Genomic DNA, 22,450 nt, shown 5'->3' with positions numbered 1-22,450 from the left:
ACCGCATGAAAATGGACATGCATGACCTGGTTTAGCTGGCAGGGCCGATTGATTGTAGCTTTCAGGATTTGTTATTTCAATCGGTTTTGGCTTGAAGCTAATGCGCGGTTTATGATTTGGCTAAAAATGACTTCCTGAAACTGGAATCCTGCATAGGATGGGCTGAGCGCAGCTCGCGAATGGCGCTGTCTATCGTCGGCGTTAAACAGGGAAATTATTGACGCCCCAATCCTTTAAACTAAGGAGCAATACCGGAATTAATTATTTATAACGAGTGAAAATATTATCTCCGGTTATCATAAATATATATGAACGGTTCGTTCAGGGTTGAACCAGTATCCAGGGCTTGACCACTACGGCCCATACCTGGGCGTCTGCTTCAAGCCAGTCGATGGCCCGCCGATCCGATACCAGGCCCAGTTGGCCGTTTTGCATCCATTGCTCGACCAGGGCTTTATTATCCATTGAAAACTGATAAGCGACTTCAACCAGGTCCAGGTCTGGCGCGACATAGACGGCTGTGCCGCTGGCAAAAAAACGCTGCAGTTCTTTCCAGGCTATTTGTGAGGTTTCCAGGTTGACTTTTTCTCTGATCAGATCAATTTCAGCTTGACTCATTAATAATGTTCTCTTGGTTACGTGTCGGTAATGTGTTTATTGACACATTGAATCCGGTGATTAGAATGTGAGGCTGCTAATATTCAGCAAGATAATTATAACCCACTAGATGAAGGAGACAGGTGCATGTCGTTATTCGGGGCGTTTACCAAGAGAGCGAAACTGAATTCAGCCATTAAACAAACAGCCGAGGCGCGTAAAAGCGAAGCCGGCAAGGCCGATCAATTGTTTAAAAGAGTCTATCAGGGCTATGCCGATGTCGTAAGCGATAATCCCATGCTTGCTGAAGCTTTGTATAATTGGGGCTTTGCGTTATTGCACCACGCAAAACTCAAGTCGGGCGAAGAAGCGGCCGGTATTTATCAGGAGGCCATAGCGAAATTCGCTTTTTGTCTGACCATAGACCCCAATTATCTGGGCGCGGCCATAGACGGCGGCGTGGCTTATATGGATCTGGCTCGGGCTAAAGGCGCCAAGCCCGAGGATCACTTGTATGACATGGCCGAGGAGCAGTTCGAGAAAGCCAATGCCATTCAAGCCGGAGCCGCTTCCTACAATCTGGCCTGTATTTATGCTTTGCGCGGCGATGAAACCGCATGCCTGAATGCATTGGAATATGCCCGGGATAAGGGCATCATACCTGATCCCGAGGCTATTGTTGATGATCCTGATATTGCGGCTGTTAAACAGCAGGGCTGGTTCGTTGAGTTTATAGACGCATTAAAGCGGAAAAAAGAGGCCGTGACTGAAGAAACCGCGGAACTCGAGGCTCAAGAAGAAGTCAACGAAGAGCTTCCGGTTGAAGAAGAGGTTCGTATTGAGGGCGATACGCCTCCGGCCAAGGAAGAAACGCCCGCGGAAGAGGAAGCGCGCAAGGAAGACGCCTCGGATGCCGGGGAAAGCGCTAAATAATTTTCAGCTCCCGCATAAGGCGTGGACGGCAGGCCGGCGCCTTATGTGTTTTCTTTTTATGCCCGCACGGCCGGCGCTTTATTGACCGGTCTGATAACAGGCCGCCAGTAAGGCTTGCATTTTGGCCAGGCCTAAGGCGCGCGTTAGCTCAATATTGCGCTCCGGGATGTTTTCGGGATGCGGGTAGGCGGCCACGGCCCGCTCGATGCTCGCTTCGCGCAGCAGGTGTAGCATCGGATAGGGCGATCGGTTGGTATAATTGGCCGGATCATCCAATGCCGCGCCTTCAAAGCAGTATTCGGGATGGAAGCTTGCCAGCTGGTAAATGCCTTCGTAACCTTGCTCGATCAATAACTGCTCGGCAATGTTCAGATAGTTCAGGTAATCATCGAATGCCGCGAAAGCATCCGGATAAATCAGCAAGGTGGTTTCAATGCCGTCGTCGCTGTCCAGTCGCTCGCATTCCTGTATCAGATGTTCCAGGCAGATCTCAATATCCGTCTGGCGGCTGACGGTGAAATAAATGCTGCCGCGGTCCCATTCGCGTTTTGCAAAAGGGCAGATGTTGTAGCCGATGATGACCGATGTTAACCAGGCTTGCGTTGCGTTGAGGATTTGTGGGTCGGTGAATGTGGACATAAGCGGTGCGGTTGCCGGTAAATCCGGAAAAACCTCTAAAAGAGGGGCTTTCCAGGGAATTGCTGTGCCAGTTCTAATCAAAAGCAAGAGCAATATCAGGAAAAATCGCTATCGATCAGATCATGTTGTCAAACGATAAGCGTTAATGCGTCAATAGGTCCGAATTTCCTTCTAAAGCCCAGGGAGCCGGACAAGAATAAGTAAACAGACGTATTTTTACAAGAGATTAAATAGGTTGTGTTATAAAATAGGCGGTTCAATTTTTTATGCGGCCACAAAATTATTCTTAGATTTTCTGGCGCCACACTTGGAGTATTTTATGCGCATCATCCTTTTAGGAAGTCCCGGTTCAGGGAAAGGAACTCAAGCTCAGTTTATCACTGAAAAATACGGCATTCCGCAGATTTCCACCGGCGATATGCTCAGGGCGGCAGTAAGGATGGGCACGCCGCTGGGCGTGGAAGCCAAAAAAGTCATGGATGCCGGCGGCCTGGTATCCGACGACATCATTCTGGGGTTGATCAAGGAACGCATCGCCCAGCCTGACTGTGCCAACGGTTTCCTGCTGGACGGTTTTCCCCGTACGATCGCCCAGGCAGAGGGCCTGGAGGCCATGGGCGTGACGATCGATACCGTTATTGAAATCGTCGTCGCCGATGAGGAAATCGTCAAGCGCATGGCCGGCCGGCGCGTGCATCTGCCTTCGGGCCGCACCTATCATATCGAATTCAATCCGCCCAAAGTCGATAGTGTCGATGACGTTACCGGCGAAGCCTTGATTCAGCGCGACGACGACAAGGAAGAAACCGTGCGCAAGCGCCTCAGCGTCTATCACGAACAGACCAAACCGCTGGTCGGCTATTATTCCGCCGAAGGCCGTCCGGTCAAGTTCGCATCGATCAGCGGCGTCGGTCCGGTCGAGGAAATCACGGCCAAGGTTTTCGCCATTTTAGGCTGAACAGTCAGAACAATTCACACTTAAATGATTGCCGCCCGAGCGGCCTAACCCTACCAAAGAGCTATGTCAGGTAAAACTTTATATGACAAATTATGGGAAGATCACGTCGTTTATACCGAAGACGACGGCTCTTCGCTGATCTATATCGATCGCCATTTAGTGCACGAGGTCACCTCGCCGCAAGCTTTTGAAGGCCTGCGGCTGGCAGGCAGAAAGCCGTGGCGGCAGTCCCGCAATCTCGCCGTGGCCGATCATAACGTGCCGACAACCGACCGTGATCAAGGCATCGCCGATCCGGTTTCGCGTCTGCAGGTGGACACACTGGATCAAAACTGTGCCGAGTTCGGCATCACCGAATTTGATATGGGCGACGTGCGCCAGGGCATTGTGCATGTGGTCGGTCCCGAGCAAGGCGCGACCTTGCCCGGCATGACCGTGGTCTGCGGCGATTCTCACACCTCCACGCACGGCGCTTCCGGCGCGCTGGCGTTCGGCATCGGCACATCGGAAGTCGAGCATGTGCTGGCCACACAATGCCTGATGCAGAAAAAAGCCAAAAACATGCTGATCAACGTCAACGGTCAAACCGGCCCCGGCGTGACGGCCAAAGACATCGTGCTGGCGATTATCGGCAAAATCGGCACGGCCGGAGGCACCGGCTATACGATCGAATTTGCCGGCAGCGCCATACGCTCCCTGTCGATGGAAGGCCGCATGACGGTCTGCAATATGGCCATAGAAGCCGGCGCCCGTGCCGGTCTGATTGCCGTCGATGAGGTCACGATTGATTACTACCGAGACCGTCCTTATTCGCCCAAGGGCGAGGACTGGTTCATGGCCGAGCGCCTGTGGCAGCGGCTGCATTCCGATGCCGATGCCGTGTTCGACAAAGTGATCGAAGTCGATGCGACGGCTATCAAGCCGCAGGTAACCTGGGGCACATCTCCGGAACTGGTCGTCGCGGTCGACCAGCACATCCCCGACCCGGCGCTGGAAACCGATCCGGTCAAGCAAAAGAGCATGCTCCGGGCGCTTGACTACATGGACCTAAAGGCCGGCCAGGCGATTACCGATATCTGGCTGGACAAGGTCTTTATCGGCTCCTGCACCAATTCGCGCATTGAGGATTTGCGCGCCGCCGCGGCCATCGCCAAGGGCCGGAAAGTGGCCGCCAACATCAAACAGGCGCTGGTAGTGCCGGGTTCGGGGCTGATAAAAAGCCAAGCGGAAGCCGAAGGCCTGGACAAGATCTTTATCGAGGCCGGCTTTGAATGGCGCGATCCGGGCTGTTCCATGTGTCTGGCCATGAACGCCGACCGGCTGGAGCCGGGCGAGCGCTGTGCGTCGACGTCGAACCGCAATTTCGAAGGCCGGCAGGGCTACGGCGGCCGCACGCATCTGGTCAGCCCCGCCATGGCCGCGGCCGCAGCGGTTGCCGGCCATTTTGTCGATATCAGCACCTGGGAGGGTCAGTGATATGAAAGCCTTTACTAAAGTTACGGCTTTGGTCGCACCGTTGGATCGAGCCAATGTCGATACCGATGCGATTATTCCGAAGCAGTTTTTAAAATCGATACGCCGTGCCGGTTTCGGCCCGTATCTGTTCGACGAGTGGCGTTATCTGGATCATGGCGAGCCGGATATGGACTGCTCGGATCGGCCGCTCAATCCGGATTTCGTCCTGAACAAACCTGAATACCAGGGGGCCGAGATTTTGCTGACGCGCGAGAATTTCGGTTGCGGCTCTTCGCGCGAACACGCACCCTGGGCGCTGGAGGATTACGGCTTCAGAGCCATCATCGCGCCCAGCTTCGCCGATATTTTTTATAACAACTGTTTTAAAAACGGCTTGTTGCCGATCGCCCTGCCGGCCGACGTGGTCGACAGCCTGTTCAAGGAATTGACGGAGGGCTATCAATTGACCATTGATCTGGCCCTGCAAAAAATCACCACGCCCTCCGGCCGGGAAATTGGTTTCGATGTCGATGAAAACCGCAAATACCGCCTGCTGAATGGGCTCGATGACATCGGCCTGACGTTGCAGCATGCCGATGAGATTAAAGCTTACGAGGCCGCGCGCGCGAAACGGGCGCCCTGGCTGTTCGCTGATTAATTATCAATATTAAAAGAAAAAGGTTTTAGATTTAATGACAAAAAAAATTGCAGTGTTGCCCGGCGACGGTATCGGTCCTGAGATCGTCGCGGAAGCGATTAAAGTGCTGGACTGCCTGAACGCCGAAATGAATCTGGGTCTGGTTTTTGAAAACGGTCTGATCGGCGGCGCCGCCTATGATGTGCACGGCACGCCTTTTCCGCAGCAGACTATCGACCTGGTCAAACAGGCTGATGCCGTGCTGCTGGGCGCGGTCGGCGGACCGAAATGGGAATCGCTGGATATCTCGGTACGCCCCGAAAAAGGCCTGCTGGGCTTGCGCTCTGAGCTGGAGCTGTTCTCGAACCTGCGGCCGGCCATTCTGTACCCGCAGCTGGCTGATGCCTCTACCCTGAAGCCGGACGTCGTGGCTGGCCTCGATATCATGATCGTGCGCGAGCTGACCGGCGGCATTTATTTCGGTCAGCCGCGCGGTATCCGGGTTCTGGAGAACGGCGAGCGCCAAGGCTTCAACACGCTGGTCTACAGCGAATCGGAAATCCGGCGCATAGCTCATTCCGCGTTCCGGATTGCACAGAAAAGAAACCGCCGTCTGTGCTCGGTCGACAAGGCCAACGTGCTCGAATGCACCGAATTATGGCGCGAAGTCGTGACCGAGGTCGGCAAGCAATACCCGGACGTCGAACTCAGCCATATGTATGTCGATAATGCGGCCATGCAGCTGGTGCGTGCGCCCAAGCAGTTCGACGTGATGGTGACGACCAACATGTTCGGCGACATCCTGTCCGATGCGGCCTCCATGCTGACCGGTTCCATCGGCATGTTGCCATCCGCATCGCTCGATGCGAACGGTAAAGGCATGTACGAGCCGATTCACGGTTCGGCGCCTGACATTGCCGGCAAGGGCATTGCCAATCCGTTGGCGACTATCCTGTCGGCAGCGATGATGTTGCGTTACACCTTCAATCAGGCCGAAGCGGCCGACCGTATCGAAAAAGCGGTCAATGCGGCGCTGGATGCCAAGGTGCGTACCGCCGATATTTACTCCGAGGGTATGCAAAAAATCGGCACGGCGCAGATGGGCGATGCCGTGGTTTCAGCTTTAAAATCGGAGGTCTAAATGAGCAAACTTTATAACGTTGCAGTCGTGGGCGCGACCGGTGCGGTCGGCGAGGCGATGCTGGCCATCCTGGAAGAGCGTAATTTTCCGGTCGGCGAGGTCTATGCCCTGGCGAGCAGCAATTCAGTCGGCAAGCGGATTCCCTTCAAGGGCGGCACTTTGAAAGTGCAGGATCTGGCCGAATTTGATTTCTCGAAGGCGCAGATCGGCCTGTTTTCGCCCGGCGCTTCGGTTTCGGCCATCTATGCGCCGAAAGCGGCCGCCGCGGGCTGCATCGTGATCGATAACACGTCGCAGTTCCGTTACGACGACGATATTCCGCTGGTCGTGCCCGAAGTCAACCCTGAAAAGATCGCCGAGTACAAGAATCACGGCATCATCGCCAATCCGAATTGCTCGACAATCCAGATGCTGGTGGCTTTAAAGCCGATTTATGACGCGGCCGGCATCGACCGGATCAACGTCTGCACGTATCAGGCCGTCTCCGGCACCGGCAAGGACGCGATTGAGGAACTGGCCCGGCAGACCGCGCAACTGCTGAACGGCAAGCCTGCGGAAGCCAGCGTGTACCCGAAACAGATCGCCTTCAATGTGTTGCCGCAAATCGATGTTTTCCAGGACAACGGCTATACCAAGGAAGAGATGAAAATGGTCTGGGAAACCCGCAAGATCCTCGGCGACGATAGCATCAAGGTTAACGCCACGGCGGTAAGGGTGCCGGTTTTTTACGGCCATTCAGAAGCCGTGCATGTTGAAACGCGCAAAAAAATCGACGTCGCGGCAGTCAAGGCGCTACTCGAAAAAGCTCCCGGCATCAGGGTGATCGATGAGCGCAAGGATGGCAGCTATCCTACCGCGGTTACCGAGTCATCAGGCCACGATGAAGTGTTTGTCGGGCGCATCCGGGAAGACATTTCACATCCTCAGGGAATCGATCTATGGGTCGTCGGCGATAATGTTCGCAAAGGCGCCGCATTAAATAGCGTGCAAATAGCCGAAGTGCTGGTAAAAAATCACATCTAGACTAAGCTTATCTGTGATTTAACTGTTCACGGTAAGAGACTGTGGTAAATATTTGTGGAGGAGGCAACGTGCGCAATTTAACAAGAACTTTAGCGGTTGTATCGTTACTGGCACCTGCTAGTGCTTATCCGTTAGGGATTGGCGATATTAAATTGCACTCGGCCCTTAATCAGAACCTGAATGCCGAGATTCCTTTGGTTGTTTCGGCAGGTGAGAATGTTGCCGATATCAAGGTCAGCCTGGCGCCGCCTGACAAATTTGATGAGGCGGGAGTACCGTGGTCGTATTTCCTGTCGAAAATCAAGTTTGAGCCGGTTGTCGGGCATAACGGTTCGGTGGTCATCAAGCTCAGCTCAAGAGAGGCATTAAAAGAGCCGGTCCTGGATCTGCTGCTTGAAGTGAGCTGGCCTAAAGGCAATCTATACCGTGAATTTACCGTTCTGGTGGATCCTCCCGCCACTTATAGCCAAGCCACGCTTCCTGTTCCGGTCAGCATTGAAAGCCATGTGCCGGAGCAGGATTCCATGCCGCAACGTCAACCGGCGCCTACTCCGCAGACAAGGCCTCAGCCTGTCGCGGGTGCGAATAAAGGCTATGTTGTTGTCAAGAAGAATGACTCGCTCTGGCAGGTTGCCCAGCGCGTGAACAGCGATTCTGACGTGTCCATGGAACAGATGATGATGGCGCTCTATCAGCAAAATCCTGGCGCATTCTATAAACAGAATGTGAATGCCTTGATGGCGGGAAAGAAACTGAAAATTCCGGAAAAAGAGGCTGTTCTAAAATTACCCAAGAAGGAAGCGCTGGCTGAATTTAACCGGCAAACTGAAGACTGGAAAAAGTCTGCCGTCAAGCCTGCCGCCGAAAAACCGGCGCCAGTCGAGAAGCTCGCGGCTGTCGATAAACCGGCGCTAGTCGAGAAGCCCGCTGCGGCCGATAAACCGGTGCCAGTCGAGAAGCCCGCTACGGCCGACAAACCGGCGCCAGTCGAGAAGCCCGCTGCGGTCGACAAGCCGGCGCCTGCCGAGAAGCCCGCGGCTGTCGAGAAGCCAGCACCTGTCGAGAAGCCGGCTCCCATCGGTGCTGAAACCGCCAGGCAAGAGCCGGTCGACAATCATTTAAAACTGATTGCGCCGACTGAGGCCACAGTGACGGAAAATGTAGCCGTAGCGACAAAGACTGATCAGGCCACAGCTGAAAAGCCCAAGGCTGACGCACAGCAAATGAACGCCGAAGCCGCGACCGGAGACGCAAGTTCGGACAGCGCAGCATTGACGGATGCGGCTTTGCAAAAGAAATTGGCGGAACTCGAGCATCAGCTGGCCGCGATGCAAAGGTTGCTCGCTCTCAAAGATGAACAGCTGACCGCTTTACAGCATCATGCGGAGACTGCCGCCGCGCAGCCGCCGGCCGCCGTCGAGAAAGCCAAGCCAGCGGCAAGAGCGCCGGAACCGGCATCCGATAATTTGTATTATCTGGGAGTTGGCGGCGCGGGTATCGGCGTTTTATCCCTGCTGGGCTGGTTATGGTGGCGGAAACGCAAGGTTGATCGTGAAACCAATGCCGACAGCATGTTCGCCTCCTCCAGTTGGAAGCAGAAAGCCGAGGCAAACGAAAGTCTTTCCATGCCGATCGTTGAGGAGAATGCGTCTTATAATGTCGGCACAGTCGGTGAAAGTTCTTTCTTGAGTGAATTTACGCCTAGCGATTTTGGTGCGTTCGACACGGAGCAGAGTGAAATCGATCCGATTTCCGAAGCCGATGTCTACCTGGCGTATGGCCGCTATCAACAGGCGGAAGAGCTTATGCGGCACGCCATCAATGATCAGCCGGATCGTGATGAATGCAAGTTGAAACTGCTGGAAATTTTCTACGCTAACGAAAATAAGCAAGCCTTTGAGAGTTACGCAGGCGAGTTAGCCGCCGAAGGTAAAAAAGTTGAGCCGGATTTCTGGGCCAAAGTCATCGAGATGGGCAGCGAAATCTGCCCGGATTCGGCGCTGTTTTCTTCCCAGATTGCGGCGCATGAGAGTGCGGCCGCCAAATCAAACAGTCCTGCCGATTTAAACGATGAGTCAAATATTGGCGCCGGTGACACGGACGATGCCAATGAGATGGATTTCGACATGTCCGCCTTTGAAACCCCGTCGGATTTTGATGCCTCATCAGGTCAGGATACTATCGAACCGGAAGATAACGGACTGGATTTTGAAAAGGCGGCTATTGAAGCGCCATCAGATCAGGAGACAGTCGATCAGGAAGAGAATGTGCTGGATTTCGAAAAGGCCACTTACGAAGCGCCTTCAGATCAGGCGCCCCTCGAGCCGGAAGAGAGTGCGCTGGATTTTGATATGGAGGTCTTTGAAGCATCGTCAGACCTTGAGCAAGCCGAGTCAAAGGATGCCGAACCGGATCTTGATTTGACCGCTTTTGAAGCTGAAGTCGATGATGACAAGAATAATGGCAGCCTTGATTTTGATCTAAACCTGTTGGCGGAAGATTCAACCGAAGATGAGTCGACCCTCGAGAGCGCCGATGACGGAAGCGAACAGGACATCGAAACCTATGATTTCGGTTTGAATGAAACTGAAACAGAAGCAAAAGAAATCGGTGAGTTTGATTTAAGTACTTTGGAAGATACCGCTGATGATTTTGATTTTTCTGATAACACTTCATCGGGTTTGAATAGCGGTCTCGATAAGGATGCCTTTGACGGTGATTTTGAGTTTAATTTTGATCTGGATATGGCAACTGCCGCTTCGGAAGATCAGGATGCCGAGGACGGTATTGCCGATCTGACCGATATGGACGAATGGGAAACGAAACTGGATCTGGCGAAAGCTTATATTGATATGGGTGATGCCGAAGCAGCCAAGGATATTGCTGATGAGGTGTACGAAAAAGGCTCATCGGAGCAAAGAAAGATGGCCATGGAACTGCTTGAAGATTTGAAATAACAGTAGCGGCTCAGAATAATAAAAAAGTCCGTTCAGTGTAGCGGTTCGCATTTGAAAGCGGCTTGCCCTGATCAGTTCCGGGTGTGGTGTCAGGTTTGTTGAAGTGGTTCAGCGCTCGATATAGGGTGGCGGACGTATGCAATCGCCCGGGCTTATTAATGAGCATGCAATAAATCAGGGAATTGCAGGTGCCCGAGAGGGCATTCGCACTTTGCGGATACCAACGGAAGGCGCTTCGTCTATAGCGCCTTCCGTTGACAGACGAGTCCATACCTGCAACGGAAAATCAACCGCACACTTGATGACGTTATTTTATTTTCCGGCCCTTCCAATATGAATAAATCGCTGGATAAACAATAAGCACCATAACCAATGTTGAGATAATTCCACCTACCATCGGTGCGGCGATCCGTTTCATTACATCCGCGCCGCTTCCAGTACTCCACAGAATCGGAGTCAGGCCTATCAATGTCGTCATTCCGGTCATCAGTTTCGGGCGTATGCGACGTGCAGCGCCTTCAACAATCGCTTCAGTGAGGTCCTGACGGGACTGCAAGCGGTTTTCCGCGCTATGCTGCCGATAGCTCAAGTCCAGATAGAGCAGCATTAAAACACCCATTTCGGCAGCAAGACCGGCAAGCGCAATCATGCCGACCCAGACCGCGATGCTTAGATTGTATTCAAGCAAATGCAGAAGCCATACGGCGCCTATGAGTGAAAACGGAATGCTCAGTAGAATAATTAAGGTTTCACCGATTGAGCCGTGGTTAAGAAACAGCATCAGAAACACAAGCGCCAGCGTTAAAGGAACCAGTACCTTGAGTTTGGCCTCGACCCGCTCAAAGTATTTGAACTGTCCAGCCCATTCTAGCCTGACGCCTTGCGGGATAGCGGCCTTTTCATGGACTACCTGTCGCGCCAGATTCACATAATCGGCGACGCCGATGTCCTTGACGTCCAGCAGCACAAAGGAGACCATAAAACCGTCTTCATTGCGCAGCATGGGCGGTCCGGTGATAAATTCAAGCGTGGCCAACTGGCTGATGGGGATTTGCATGCCGTCGGGTGTCGGCACTAATATCCGGCTCAAGGCTTCAGGGTTGTCGCGAAAGTCGCGGGCATAACGTAAATTAAGGGCATAACGTTCACGTCCCTCGATGGTTTGAGACACCGTCAGTCCACCGACGGCAATGCTGATGACTTCCTCCACGTCGTCTACGGTCAGGCCATAGCGGGCGATTTTGTCCCTGTCTATCGTGAAATCGAGATAGTAACCGCCGGTCAGGCGTTCGGCAAAGGCGCTACGGGTAAAGGGGCGGGTGCGTGCATCATCCTGAAGTGCATGTTCGATGCGCAGGGCGGCAGACTCAATCGTGGCCAGGTCATCGCCGAAAACCTTAATGCCGAGGCTCGCGCGAATGCCGGTTGCCAGCATCTCGATACGGGTCTGGATGGGCATCCACCAGATATTGGGCATGCCGGGATAGCGCATTGTGTCGTCCATTTCGGTAATCAGGTCATCCCAAGTCATGCCCTTGCGCCATTGATCCATCGGTTTCAGGGTAATGACGGTTTCCACCATCGACAAGGGCGCCGAATCGGTGGGACTGGTGGAACGGCCAATCTTGCCGAACACCCGTTCCACTTCCGGAAAAGACTTAAGTCGCTTATCCATGGACTGGATGATTTTTGCCGCTTCGGTGATGGACATTCCCGGCAGCGCCGTGGGCATATACAAAATACTGCCTTCGTTGAGCGGCGGCATAAACTCATTACCCAGTTTGAAAAAAACCGGAACGGTCAGGAGCAGGGACAGTACCGAAATCCCGATTACCCCTAAACGAAAACGTAGCGCCAAGCGGACTATCGGACTATATAACTCAATCATAATCCGGGTGAGCCTGCTTTTATCGCAACGTATTTTACCTCGAATCAATAGCACGGCCAGAGCAGGAATCAGGGTAATGGCCAGTACGGCGGCAAACCCCATGGAATAGGTTTTGGTGAATGCCAGGGGTTTGAAGAGTCTGCCTTCCGCGCCTTCCAGTGCGAATACCGGCAGAAAGGAGACGGTAATAATCAGCAAGGCGAAGAAGATGCTCGGCCCCACTTCCTGCATGGCCTGAATAATCACAGCACGACTGTCAGGGATGGCGGCCGAGGCTGCCCCCGACAGTTCTAGAGGCTTGCTCTCTCCATGGCGGTCAGACGTGTCGCAATCGGTACGGAACCGATGCGACCGGCGATCGGCAGCGGCGTTATCGTCCCCGCTTTCCAGTCGTTTGTGGATGTTCTCGATAAGGGTGATGGCCGCATCGACCATAGCGCCGATAGCGATGGCAATGCCGCCCAGTGACATGATATTGGCGGTCATATGCTGCATTGACATAGGAATAAAAGCCATCAGGATGGCGATGGGCAAGGTTAGAATGGCGACCAGGGACGAGCGAAAATGCAATAAAAACGCCATGATGACCAATGAGACGACGATCATCTCTTCAATCAGGGTATTCCTGAGTGTTGAGATCGCCCGTTCGATCAAATCCGAACGATCGTACGCAGTAACAATCTCAACCCCATGCGGCAAAGATTCTTTAATCTCAGCAAGACGTTGTTTGACCCGTTCGATGACATTGAACGCATCTTCGCCGTAGCGCATGATGACAATGCCGCCCACCGTTTCGCCTTCACCGTCCAGCTCTGCCAAGCCTCGCCGCAATGCCGGGCCAAGGCTGACGTTGGCTACATTGCCGACCGTGACGGGAACGCCTGACTTGTTTACGCCCAGAGCGATGCGCTTGATGTCGGCAACGGTGTGGATATAACCGCGTCCGCGTATCATATGTTCATGCCCCGCAATTTCCAATACCCGTCCTCCGACATCGTTATTGGAACGGCGAATGGCCTGCGCGACCTGGTTTATAGCTATGCCATAATTGGCTAATTTGCCGGGATCCACAGTGATCTGGTATTCCTTCTCAAAGCCGCCTATGGAGGCGACTTCCGCCACGCCTTCAACCGATTCCAGCCAATAACGCAGTTTAAAGTCCTGCAGACTGCGAAGCTGCGCAAGGTCATTATGGCCGGATTTATCCACCAGCGCATATTCAAATACCCAACCCACGCCGGTGGCATCCGGCCCCAACGTCGGCCGCACGGCTTCGGGCAGTTTGGCCGCCGCGGCATTAAGGTATTCAATCACCCGCGAACGCGCCCAATAGATGTCTGTGCCTTCTTCAAAAATGACATAAACAAAACTCAGCCCCATAAAGCTTTGACCGCGCACAAACTGGACTTTGGGCGCGGCCAGCAGCGTGGTGGTGAGCGGATAAGTAATCTGATCCTCGACCAGGTCAGGGCTCCGCCCGGGCCAGTCCGTGTAGATAATGACCTGGACATCGGACAGATCAGGGATAGCGTCCAACGGCGTGTTGATTAAGGCCCGGTAACCCCAAATGGCACAGATTGCGACCACTAGCAGGGTGACGAACGCATTGCGTGCGCAGTAGGCAATCACGCGTTGAATAGGGCCGGCGCAGACCGTGTTATGTTCGTTCACCATTGTTCTAGCCCCGATCTGAGCTTGCTTTCCGAGGCAATCAGGAAATTACCGGAAGTGATAATCACGTCTCCGGACGTCAAACCGTCAAGCACTTCGATAAAGTCATCGTTTCTCAGTCCTGTCTTGATTTTTTTGGCTTGCAAGCGCCCGTTACCCTGGTCCAGAAAGACGATACGGCTTTCGCCTGTGTATATAACGGCCTGTTCCGGCACGACCAGACGCTCCCCCAGATCAACCCGCAGATTCAATCGGGCATAACGGTCGGGACGTAGCGCGCCGTCTGGATTGGGCAATTCCACGCGCACACGCGCCGCGCGGGTCTTATTGTCCACAGTCGGATCGATAAAAGTGATTTTGCCAGGCAACGGGTAATCCGGCGCATCTTCCAGCACGACCTGGGCCGCCATGCCCATCTTGACCCAGGGCAGTTCGGATTCATAGACCTGACCTTCCACCCAGACCGTGGACAAGTCGGCAATACGCAACAGCGTTGAACGCGCCTTGAAGGCCGTGCCGGACACAATGTGCTTTTCGATGACGGAGCCGCTGACCGGCGACCGAATGGGTACGTACTCCGCCGCCTTTCCGCGCCGCTCCAGAGCCTGGATCTGAGCGGCATCAATGCCCCAAAGGGTCAGCCGGCGATAGGCCGCGGCTGTAAGGCTGCCTGGACCGGTACGGTTGCGCCGCATGCTGTCCAGGTACTCATCCTGGGTCGAGACCAGTTCCGGGCTGTAAACGGTGAATAGCGTTTGCCCTATAGTGACCGGCTTACCCACATAATCCGCGTTAAGCTGGCCAATCCAGCCATCAAATTTAAGGCTGATGTCGGTAAGACGGGTTTCGTCATAGGTGATCCGGGCGGGAGAGTGGATCGTTTTAATGAGCTTCCGGTACATCGCCTTGCCGGTGGTGACGCCGATCAACTGGCGACGGTAAGCATCCACAGTGAATGTTGCGGGTTGCAGGGATGTGCCGGTGGCTTTACCGTTTTGCCCCGGCGCAATTTCGCCGGGCGTTGCGGACGTCAAAGACACGCCTTTCCGGCCTGTGCTCATATCGAAAGTAAGCCGTGCTTGCCCCTTGGTGCCGGAAATTACTGTCAACGTCAATGGCCAAGCGCCATCCATCGGCAGTTCGAATCGGCCCTGATAAAGCCCCGGTTTCATGTTTTCAATTTCGATGGGTATGGCCATGGCGGCCATGGCGCCCATGGCCGGCATTTCAGCGACCGCCAGAATGGCGGCATCGGCAACTGGCCGGTTATTATCGTCATGGACAATAAGGGTTATCTGGTTATTGCCGATTCTGGGTTTTTCAGGATCTAGCGCCACCTGTACCTTAAAAGGCCCGGCCGGATGAATCACGTCTCGTTCCAGCGCCTCCGAACGGGAACTCAGGCCGGTGTGGGCTCTCGCGTCCGTGCTTGGGAACCCGATAAAATAAATCAGTCCAATACCGGACAAGGCAATCAGGCTGATCACCAGTGCTAACAAGCGGATTTTATTGACTGGTATCATGATTACAACGCCTCTGCCTGGTCCACTGCGGACAAGGGCTCAAGGTTGCCCGCTGCGCGCTCAAGCTCGGCAAGATGCCGATGCGTATCAGCCAGTGCCTGCTCAGCTTGCAACTGGGTCTGCATGCGGTTTTTCTCGCTACTGATCAGCGTCAGAAAATCGCCTCTGCCTGCCCGGTAATCCGCTATTGCGGCTTCGAGGTTTTCGTCAGCCAAAGGTAACAGTTTATTTTGATACAACTGGAACACATGGATGCTTTCATCAGTACGTTCGTATGCGATCTGCACCTCTTCCCTGATTTTAGCGATCTGATCAATGCGGTTCCACTCGTCCTGTTTCATCCTGGCCTGCGCTTCTCTTTCGGCGGCGCGGCGTTTGCTTTGATCCAGCGGAAGATTGACGCCAATACCGATGGTGACACGCTTATTATCGTTGTCCCACAAACTGTTATAACCCGCCGTCAGGTTTATATCAGGATAGAACGTCTTGGTCGCCAGTTCGGTTTTGGCTCTGGCAGCCTGAATGCGCGCAATCAGCTGTTTAAGTTCAGGGCGTGATTGCAGGGCGTTGTTATGCAATGAGTGTGCATCGGGTAGAGAGCTGATCTCGGGCAGCTTTGAAGGAGGCGGAAGGGACTCATCGGGTGGGCGATTCAGCAGCGTATTAAGACGGGCAAGAATCGTCCGCCGTTCGCGTTCGCGCACAATAGCCTGATGCTCAAGCAGTGCAAGTTCCACATCGGCATGCAGAGCGTCCTGTTTGCTGGCCTGGCCGGTGCTGTAGCGGCTAACGGCAATGTTCCGAAATTGTTTCAATAACGCCCGGTTAATCCGGTTGATCCCGATGGCCTGATGAATGTAATACCAGTCAGCAAAAAGCGTTTTGGCTGTAGCTGCTATGAACAGCCTTAATGCATCTATGTTTTCGCTGGCTGCTTGGGCTTCATGAGTCGCGGCTTCCTCGCGCAATCGTAATTTCCCCGGCCAGGGTATTTTCTGCGAAATTTCAATGCGCTGTCCGAAGGCAGTCTGCGGACTGCCCACTGTCTGGGGCGCCATGCTATAGGCAAGCATCGGGTCATCCAATGCTGATTGTTGGTCAATGCGCGCAACGGAGGCCTGCCAAATCGCCCGGACAACTTCCAGTTGAGGATTCGCAGCCAGTACGGCAGATATCAATTGGGTTGATGACAAGACCAAATCCGCCTGAAGCGGATTTGCACGCGAAGCGCCCGAAAGAGGACGGGCAGGGATAGCCGGGAATGATTCGCCGCCCTGATTAAAAATGGCTTCAGCGGCTAGTGGGTTTGTGGTCCTGCTTAGGGCTAGAACCAGTAACATCAAACGAACAGGATGATAGTTGGATTTCATGGGAGTCTCTTTAACAATAAAGCAATTCAGATGTAAGCCAACTCTGCAAATAGGAATACGGTCCTTCGCTGCAATACAATCCGGTGGGCTGTAGGCACAAAAAGGAATTACGTGTGTAACAGAAGGCGTGTTACATCTGACTCACACCCGCTTAAAATCGCGGGCGAACAGATGCGTATCAGAAAGAGAATCCGGTTTATATCCGAAGACGACGGGTGAGCAGATACGTGTATTTGTCACTGCTCAGCAGCAGCGGTGCATACGGTGGGATTGCAAGTCTGAGATCGGCTTGCAAGGACGCGGGCAAAATATCCTGATATTCAATGAGCGGTGGAGGTTGTGGTCCGTCCAGCAACAAGGTCAGAAAATCAACCGTCGAGGAGTTGGGTGCCGTGGCAACATCTGTCAATGAATCCTGGCTGACGTCACAGCAATGGCCTTGATCCATATTTTCCTGAATGGCGAAGGCCTCACTCATCGAACAAGCATCAGGCATGGACTCCCCGCAACAGCAAACCAGCTTCGGTTTACCATCCATCAGTTCGCAGGCAAACAGTATCTGTGTTTGTGACAGTAGCGCAGTACACAAAAAGATCAAACTCAATACGCGCTGAAATGTTAAGTTGCGGAATATAGCCATGCTGCAATTTTAATCGAATGCATTTGGCAGGCAAAAATTATTTCGGCAAAACGTAAAAAGCATCAAAAAACGGTGTAGTGCGATAACGTCAAGTTTCGCCCCCAGAATGAAGGTCTGATCATCAGCCTGCTGATCCGGGGCGATTCAGTACTAGCGAGACCGCTGTGGTTTCGTGTCGGAAAAACCTTATCCGGATGTGCATGGATATCACGTTGGCCCGATGGCAGTAAACCAGGCGTCATGCTCGTTCGGTTCGAGGGCCGCTGTTAGATAGTAGATTTGAACGCTGATGTGGTTGCCATGTCGGGTCAGCAAGGGTTCCAGGTCATCAATCTGGCGGGATAAAAACGGATTTCACGGCTTCAACAGGAATGGGCCAGTCGCCAGCCCGATAGCCGGCTTCGAGCGACAGGGTCGGGTGGAGTTGGATTTGTAGGGGAGTGCGCAGTTTGGCGCCGGCAGATCCATGGTATCGGCTTTGCAGGCGGGTATTCATCACTTGCTTGGCCTCTGTTCGGTCATCTTCCATATTTTTTTGGCGAAATCAGTGTGTACTTTGTCCTCCCGCAAGGCTTTTTCGACTCCCGGACGCAAATTGATTTATCCCTGTGCGGTCTTAAATCGCGTTGCGATCTTAAGAAAGTTCGGCCTAAAAGTCTTGAATGCACTATTTCGGTGCGTTATGAGCGAAAAACAGTTCTTTGTTTGGTGCAAGAAAAGTACTGGCATCGAGCGATAAAAACGTACTGATGATAACTGACTGAATACTGGACTATTTGGATGTTGGCATTATTAATGCTAGAGAATAAATAAACGTGATTGCTTCATCCTCCTTAAGTTTGTACCTTCTGGCGTCCTATATCTCGGATAGGGCGCTTTTTTTTGCTCAAAAGAAGGTGGCCGCATCGAAAAGTGATGCGCTTTAAGCTGAATAAATCGCTTCAGTTTGCGCGGTGACCATTTGACAGGCTATTGCACAAAGCCTTATTCAATGGCATATAACCGCTTTTTCGAGCGACAAAATCCATTTTGTTGTCGACTTTGCTACAATTTTCGAGCGTTGCTTGCATGAGCGGCGGAAGGTCTGATTGGCGTGCAAGAAAATTTTAAAGTGAGCTGAGCACCGTTGGCTTGACGATAGCGTGTCGGGTTTGCGTTTGCGAATGCTGGCCGGATTAAGGAATGATGGTTCCTGGATCGGCCTGCAAGTCAGGGCCGCTTTTATTAATCGGCTTCTTCCTGCCGTTCTTGTCGATGCTGACGAACGTGATGTTGGTTTCAAACACCTGGGCGATGCTGCCAGTATCGCGATCCTCGCATGATACCTTGACGTTATAGGTTGCCGACGTCTTGCCGAGCCTGATCAGATTCGATTCAAACTTCAGGATGGAGCCGAGCTTGATGCTCTGTTTGAACACCACGTTATCAAGTCCAATCGTGACGAATTCATGGCCCGGAAACTGTAGATTGGCGGCGATATAGCCGATTTCATCTATCCACTGCAGCAGATTGCCGCCGAATAAATAGCCGTAATGATTCAGATGTTCGGGTAAAACCAGTTTGTAGTGATCCATCGTACGCCTCGTGTTTATAAGAATGTCTGAAAATTGGCTTGCTTCGGTGCCGGGTGAGTATTAACAGACGACAGCGATTAATGCGGGAAAGTTATTGTGGTTAAAGGGCGTCCGCCAGCATGGCATCCAGTTTCTTTTGCTGTTCCAGAGCGTACAGATCATCAAAGCCGCCGACATGATGTTCGCCGATATAAATCTGGGGCACGGTCCGGCGCCTGGTTTTGCGCATCATTTCCTCTCTCAGGCCGGGTTGGCTGTCGACATTAAGCTCGGTATAGCGGGCGCCTTTTTTGTCGAGCAGGCGCTTTGCCATAATGCAGTAGGGGCAAAGGTTGGATGTATAGATCAGTATCTCGGGCATGTGTTTATTAATAAGGGCTAATATATGACGGCTATTCTATTCATTATTGGATTGCTGTTCAATGCCGATGGCCAATGATAATTGTTTAATCAATTCCCAGGCCGCCGACTGCGGCGTGTTGCCGAAAGACACCACGCCGTCTTCATGGCCGAGCATGGTAAATATTGAGGCATGCCGCATATTTCCGGATTGAAACAGTTGCTTGACCGCTATTGCCATTTCCACTGTGCCGTAGGGGATATCAGGCGGAGTATGGGGCAGGTTGAGTGCTTGGGTCTGGCGCCAGATTTCAGGGCTGTGCACGTGTATGACTGCTTGTATGGCTGGGCTCCGGGCATAGACGCAGGCATGTGTCAGGGATTCGGAGGAGGGTTTGCAAAGGCCGAGGGACTGAATCCGGTTTTTTTCGGGTTCGGCTTTAACGACAAGGCAGTAATGTTCGGGTTTTAATTGCTCGATATGCCCGGTTTGCGTGCCGCTGACGATGAACTGGTGACTGCCGGGCTCCAGTCGCTGGCTGATATTGCCGAATCCGATGTTGTCGTATCTATCGACGCATTGTCCGATAAGGCCGAGCCGGAAAAACACGGTGCGCCAGGCATTGAGCCCGGTTAATGGGGACGCGGGATTGAACGATTGCTGCCTGTGGTCCAGACGATACTTGATGACGCCTTCCTGTTCTCTCATCTTGTCGGGTTGGTGGTTGTTCGAGCATGACACTATATCCATTTGCAGCTGTGATTTGAATAGCGTGATCTTATGGATTAGAAAAATAAAACACGGAGATCGGGCATTGTGTTATAAAATTGGCAATTTTGAATTTGAAGACCGGATTGCCGGTCCACGAGACAAGTGGCTTAAGTTATGCGATGTCCGTTCTGCGGAGCACAAGATACGCGCGTTATCGATTCGCGACTGGCGAATGAAGGCGATCAGGTTCGTCGTCGGCGCGAATGTATCGCCTGTAAAGAAAGATTTACGACATATGAGGCGGCCGAATTAACGTTGCCGCGCATTGTCAAGCGCAATGGCATTCGCGAGCCGTTCGAGGAAAATAAACTGCGTTCGGGCATGTTGCGGGCCCTGGAAAAACGCCCGGTCGGCAGCGATGATATCGAGGCGGCCATTAATCGCATCAAAAGAGAGCTGATGGCCAAAGGCGAACGCGAGATATCGGCGCAGGAACTGGGCGAGAAGGTCATGAGGGAATTGAGTGTGCTGGATCATGTTGCGTTTGTGCGTTTTGCCTCGGTTTATCGCAGTTTCCAGGATGTCAGTGAATTCACCGACATGATTGAGCATTTACAGAAAAAATAGCTGATGCAGTCAACACAGCAAGATGCCGTTTACATGGCGAGAGCTATTATGCTGGCTAAAAGAGGCCGCTATACGACCGATCCGAATCCGCGTGTCGGCTGTGTATTAGTCCGGGAGGGCACCGTGATAGGCGAAGGCTGGCATGCTAAAGCCGGCCAGGGGCATGCGGAAGTCGAGGCCTTGAAAACCGTGGCCGATGCCAGGGGCGCGACAGCCTATGTGACATTGGAGCCTTGCAGTCATCACGGCAAAACCCCGCCTTGCTGCGATGCGCTGATACAGGCCGGCGTCAGCCGGGTCGTGGCGGCGATGCAGGATCCGAATCCGTTAGTGGCCGGCCGCGGTCTGGAAAAGCTGAAAGCGGCCGGCGTTGAAGTCAGTTGCGGCGTATTGGAACAGGATGCCCGGGCATTAAACCCAGGGTTTGTCAAAAGAATGGCCGAGAATCGCCCTTTCGTGCGCAGCAAGCTGGCGATGAGCCTGGACGGCAGGACTGCCATGGCATCGGGCGAAAGCAAATGGATTACCTCAGCCGAGGCCAGGGCCGACGTCCATAAGTTAAGGGCGCAAAGTTCGGCGATCCTGACCGGGATTAATACCGTGCTGGCCGACGATCCGGCGCTGAATGCGCGCCTGGATGACGAGGTCGTGCAGCCGCTCAGGGTCGTGCTGGACTCGCATCTGAGGATGCCGGTGACGGCGCGTATGGCAAGCTTGCCGGGGCGCAGCCTGATTTTAACCTGTTCGCAGGATGAGAAACGGTGGCAGCCGCTGCTGCAGGCCGGCTTTGAAGTTTACGGTCTGGCCGGCCGCCGCGATCGGCTTGATCTGAATAAGGTCCTGGATTTTTTGGCCGAGCAGCAGATCAATGAGGTATTGGTGGAAGCGGGTGCCATTCTGAATGGGGCCTTGCTGGCTGAAAACCGGGTCGATGAATGGATAGTCTATATGGCGCCCTGCGTTCTGGGCGATCAAGGGCGCGGATTATTTACCGTGCCGGGCATGCGGCATATGAGCGACAAGAAAAATTTTCATTTACGCGATGTCAGACAGATAGGTCCGGATTTAAAATTCACACTTACATCGCGGTAATCAAGGGTACTTTCCATGTTTACAGGCATCATACTGGCTATCGGGACAATAACGGCCATCGAACATCGCGCTGGTGATTGCCGGTTCAAAATTAACACCGGCAAGTTGCCGCTTAATGACGTCGCCCTCGGCGACAGCATCGCCGTTAACGGCGTCTGCCTGACGGCGGTCGAACTGGGCAAGGATTATTTTTGCGCCGACGTGTCCAATGAGACGCTGTCCCGAACCTTGCTAAGCGAAGCGGTTGTCGGGACGTCGGTTAATCTGGAACTGGCTTTGACGCCTTCCACGCGCATGGGCGGGCACATCGTCAGCGGGCATGTGGATGGCATCGGTATGGTGGTCGAAAAAAAACCGGATGGCCGCTCTTTTCGGTTTAAATTCAAGGCGCCCGATAGCCTGGCCAAATATATCGCCGAAAAAGGGTCCATTTGCATCAATGGCATCAGTCTGACCGTCAACGATGTGGATGGCGCCGTGTTCAGCGTCAATATCGTGCCGCATACGCTGAAGGAAACGACGCTGGGCGAGGCTGTGCCCGGGACCCGGGTTAATCTGGAAGTCGATTTGCTGGCTCGCTACATGGAGCGCTTGATGAAGGGCGAGGCGGCGGCCTGTGCGCAAGGCGGCGTGACCGAGTCTTTATTGCAACAAGCCGGTTTTTTGGGTTAGAG

At 53.3% G+C, this 22,450-nt stretch carries 20 protein-coding genes; 10 read left to right on the top strand and 10 right to left on the bottom strand.

Features of this window, described 5'->3' with window-relative positions; all coding sequences use genetic code 11:
- Positions 1-321 precede the first annotated feature (321 nt).
- A complete protein-coding gene (locus METMA_RS0104775; protein WP_020157929.1) occupies positions 322-618 on the bottom strand; it encodes a DUF2288 domain-containing protein in 297 nt (98 codons plus the stop codon).
- A gap of 126 nt (positions 619-744) precedes the next feature.
- Between METMA_RS0104775 and METMA_RS23950 the strand changes: the two genes are divergently transcribed.
- Positions 745-1,530: a Tom20 family protein gene (locus METMA_RS23950; protein ID WP_020157928.1), complete on the top strand. Its 786-nt coding sequence runs from the start codon at positions 745-747 to the stop codon at positions 1,528-1,530.
- 78 nt (positions 1,531-1,608) lie between these two features.
- Here METMA_RS23950 and METMA_RS0104765 read toward each other — a convergent pair whose 3' ends face one another.
- Positions 1,609-2,169, bottom strand: a complete 561-nt coding sequence (locus tag METMA_RS0104765) for a DUF1415 domain-containing protein (RefSeq protein ID WP_020157927.1) — start codon at positions 2,167-2,169, stop codon at positions 1,609-1,611.
- 319 nt (positions 2,170-2,488) lie between these two features.
- On the opposite strand from METMA_RS0104765, the gene adk reads away from it, so the two are divergent.
- The 6 genes from adk (at position 2,489) to METMA_RS0104735 (ending at position 10,340) form a co-directional block, all read left to right on the top strand.
- The gene (adk, locus tag METMA_RS0104760; protein WP_027147044.1) at positions 2,489-3,127 is read left to right on the top strand and encodes an adenylate kinase; all 639 of its coding nucleotides are present in this window, start codon (positions 2,489-2,491) and stop codon (positions 3,125-3,127) included.
- A gap of 63 nt (positions 3,128-3,190) precedes the next feature.
- On the top strand, positions 3,191-4,603 hold the full coding sequence (gene leuC, locus METMA_RS0104755) for a 3-isopropylmalate dehydratase large subunit (RefSeq protein ID WP_020157925.1): 1,413 nt from the start codon (positions 3,191-3,193) through the stop codon (positions 4,601-4,603).
- 1 nt (position 4,604) lies between these two features.
- On the top strand, positions 4,605-5,240 hold the full coding sequence (leuD, locus tag METMA_RS0104750; RefSeq protein ID WP_020157924.1) for a 3-isopropylmalate dehydratase small subunit: 636 nt from the start codon (positions 4,605-4,607) through the stop codon (positions 5,238-5,240).
- Between the two features lie 34 nt (positions 5,241-5,274).
- Positions 5,275-6,360 (top strand): 3-isopropylmalate dehydrogenase, encoded by a 1,086-nt coding sequence (gene leuB / locus METMA_RS0104745; RefSeq protein WP_020157923.1) that lies wholly within the window; start codon positions 5,275-5,277, stop codon positions 6,358-6,360.
- Positions 6,361-7,383, top strand: coding sequence for an aspartate-semialdehyde dehydrogenase (locus METMA_RS0104740; RefSeq protein ID WP_020157922.1), 1,023 nt, complete (start codon positions 6,361-6,363; stop codon positions 7,381-7,383). It abuts the gene before it with no gap.
- Between the two features lie 68 nt (positions 7,384-7,451).
- A complete protein-coding gene (locus METMA_RS0104735) occupies positions 7,452-10,340 on the top strand; it encodes a FimV/HubP family polar landmark protein (RefSeq protein WP_232216324.1) in 2,889 nt (962 codons plus the stop codon).
- Between the two features lie 307 nt (positions 10,341-10,647).
- Here the strand turns inward: METMA_RS0104735 and METMA_RS0104730 are convergent, their stop codons facing one another.
- From METMA_RS0104730 to METMA_RS0104695, 8 genes are all read right to left on the bottom strand, one after another.
- Entirely contained in the window at positions 10,648-13,902 is a 3,255-nt protein-coding gene (locus METMA_RS0104730; RefSeq protein ID WP_020157920.1) for an efflux RND transporter permease subunit, read from the bottom strand.
- Positions 13,896-15,422 carry an efflux RND transporter periplasmic adaptor subunit gene (locus tag METMA_RS0104725; RefSeq protein ID WP_020157919.1) on the bottom strand — a complete coding sequence of 509 codons (1,527 nt, stop codon included), beginning with the start codon at positions 15,420-15,422 and terminating at the stop codon, positions 13,896-13,898. The genes METMA_RS0104730 and METMA_RS0104725 overlap by 7 nt, the downstream gene beginning before the upstream one ends.
- Before the next feature lie 2 nt (positions 15,423-15,424).
- Positions 15,425-16,792: a TolC family protein gene (locus METMA_RS23945; protein WP_051114327.1), complete on the bottom strand. Its 1,368-nt coding sequence runs from the start codon at positions 16,790-16,792 to the stop codon at positions 15,425-15,427.
- Between the two features lie 196 nt (positions 16,793-16,988).
- Positions 16,989-17,432 (bottom strand): hypothetical protein, encoded by a 444-nt coding sequence (locus METMA_RS23940; protein ID WP_020157917.1) that lies wholly within the window; start codon positions 17,430-17,432, stop codon positions 16,989-16,991.
- Positions 17,433-17,760: 328 nt separating this feature from the next.
- Positions 17,761-17,961, bottom strand: coding sequence for a hypothetical protein (locus METMA_RS27410; RefSeq protein WP_027147041.1), 201 nt, complete (start codon positions 17,959-17,961; stop codon positions 17,761-17,763).
- A 646-nt stretch (positions 17,962-18,607) separates the two neighbouring features.
- Positions 18,608-19,006: an acyl-CoA thioesterase gene (locus METMA_RS0104705; protein ID WP_020157916.1), complete on the bottom strand. Its 399-nt coding sequence runs from the start codon at positions 19,004-19,006 to the stop codon at positions 18,608-18,610.
- A 100-nt stretch (positions 19,007-19,106) separates the two neighbouring features.
- Positions 19,107-19,367, bottom strand: coding sequence for a glutaredoxin 3 (grxC, locus tag METMA_RS0104700; RefSeq protein ID WP_020157915.1), 261 nt, complete (start codon positions 19,365-19,367; stop codon positions 19,107-19,109).
- A gap of 36 nt (positions 19,368-19,403) precedes the next feature.
- A complete protein-coding gene (locus METMA_RS0104695; RefSeq protein ID WP_232216323.1) occupies positions 19,404-20,096 on the bottom strand; it encodes a class II aldolase/adducin family protein in 693 nt (230 codons plus the stop codon).
- Positions 20,097-20,231: 135 nt separating this feature from the next.
- Here METMA_RS0104695 and nrdR point away from each other — a divergent pair, with 135 nt between their 5' ends.
- Genes nrdR through METMA_RS0104680 form a run of 3 tightly spaced genes read left to right on the top strand, consistent with a single transcriptional unit; the run spans position 20,232 to position 22,448 of the window.
- Positions 20,232-20,684 (top strand): transcriptional regulator NrdR, encoded by a 453-nt coding sequence (nrdR, locus tag METMA_RS0104690; RefSeq protein WP_020157913.1) that lies wholly within the window; start codon positions 20,232-20,234, stop codon positions 20,682-20,684.
- Between the two features lie 3 nt (positions 20,685-20,687).
- Entirely contained in the window at positions 20,688-21,776 is a 1,089-nt protein-coding gene (gene ribD, locus METMA_RS0104685; protein WP_036297206.1) for a bifunctional diaminohydroxyphosphoribosylaminopyrimidine deaminase/5-amino-6-(5-phosphoribosylamino)uracil reductase RibD, read from the top strand.
- Positions 21,777-21,791: 15 nt separating this feature from the next.
- A complete protein-coding gene (locus METMA_RS0104680) occupies positions 21,792-22,448 on the top strand; it encodes a riboflavin synthase (RefSeq protein ID WP_020157911.1) in 657 nt (218 codons plus the stop codon).
- Positions 22,449-22,450 lie beyond the last annotated feature (2 nt).

Source organism: Methylobacter marinus A45 (genome assembly GCF_000383855.1).
Lineage (GTDB): Bacteria > Pseudomonadota > Gammaproteobacteria > Methylococcales > Methylomonadaceae > Methylobacter > Methylobacter marinus.
This window is presented reverse-complemented; position numbering and strand designations above follow the sequence as displayed.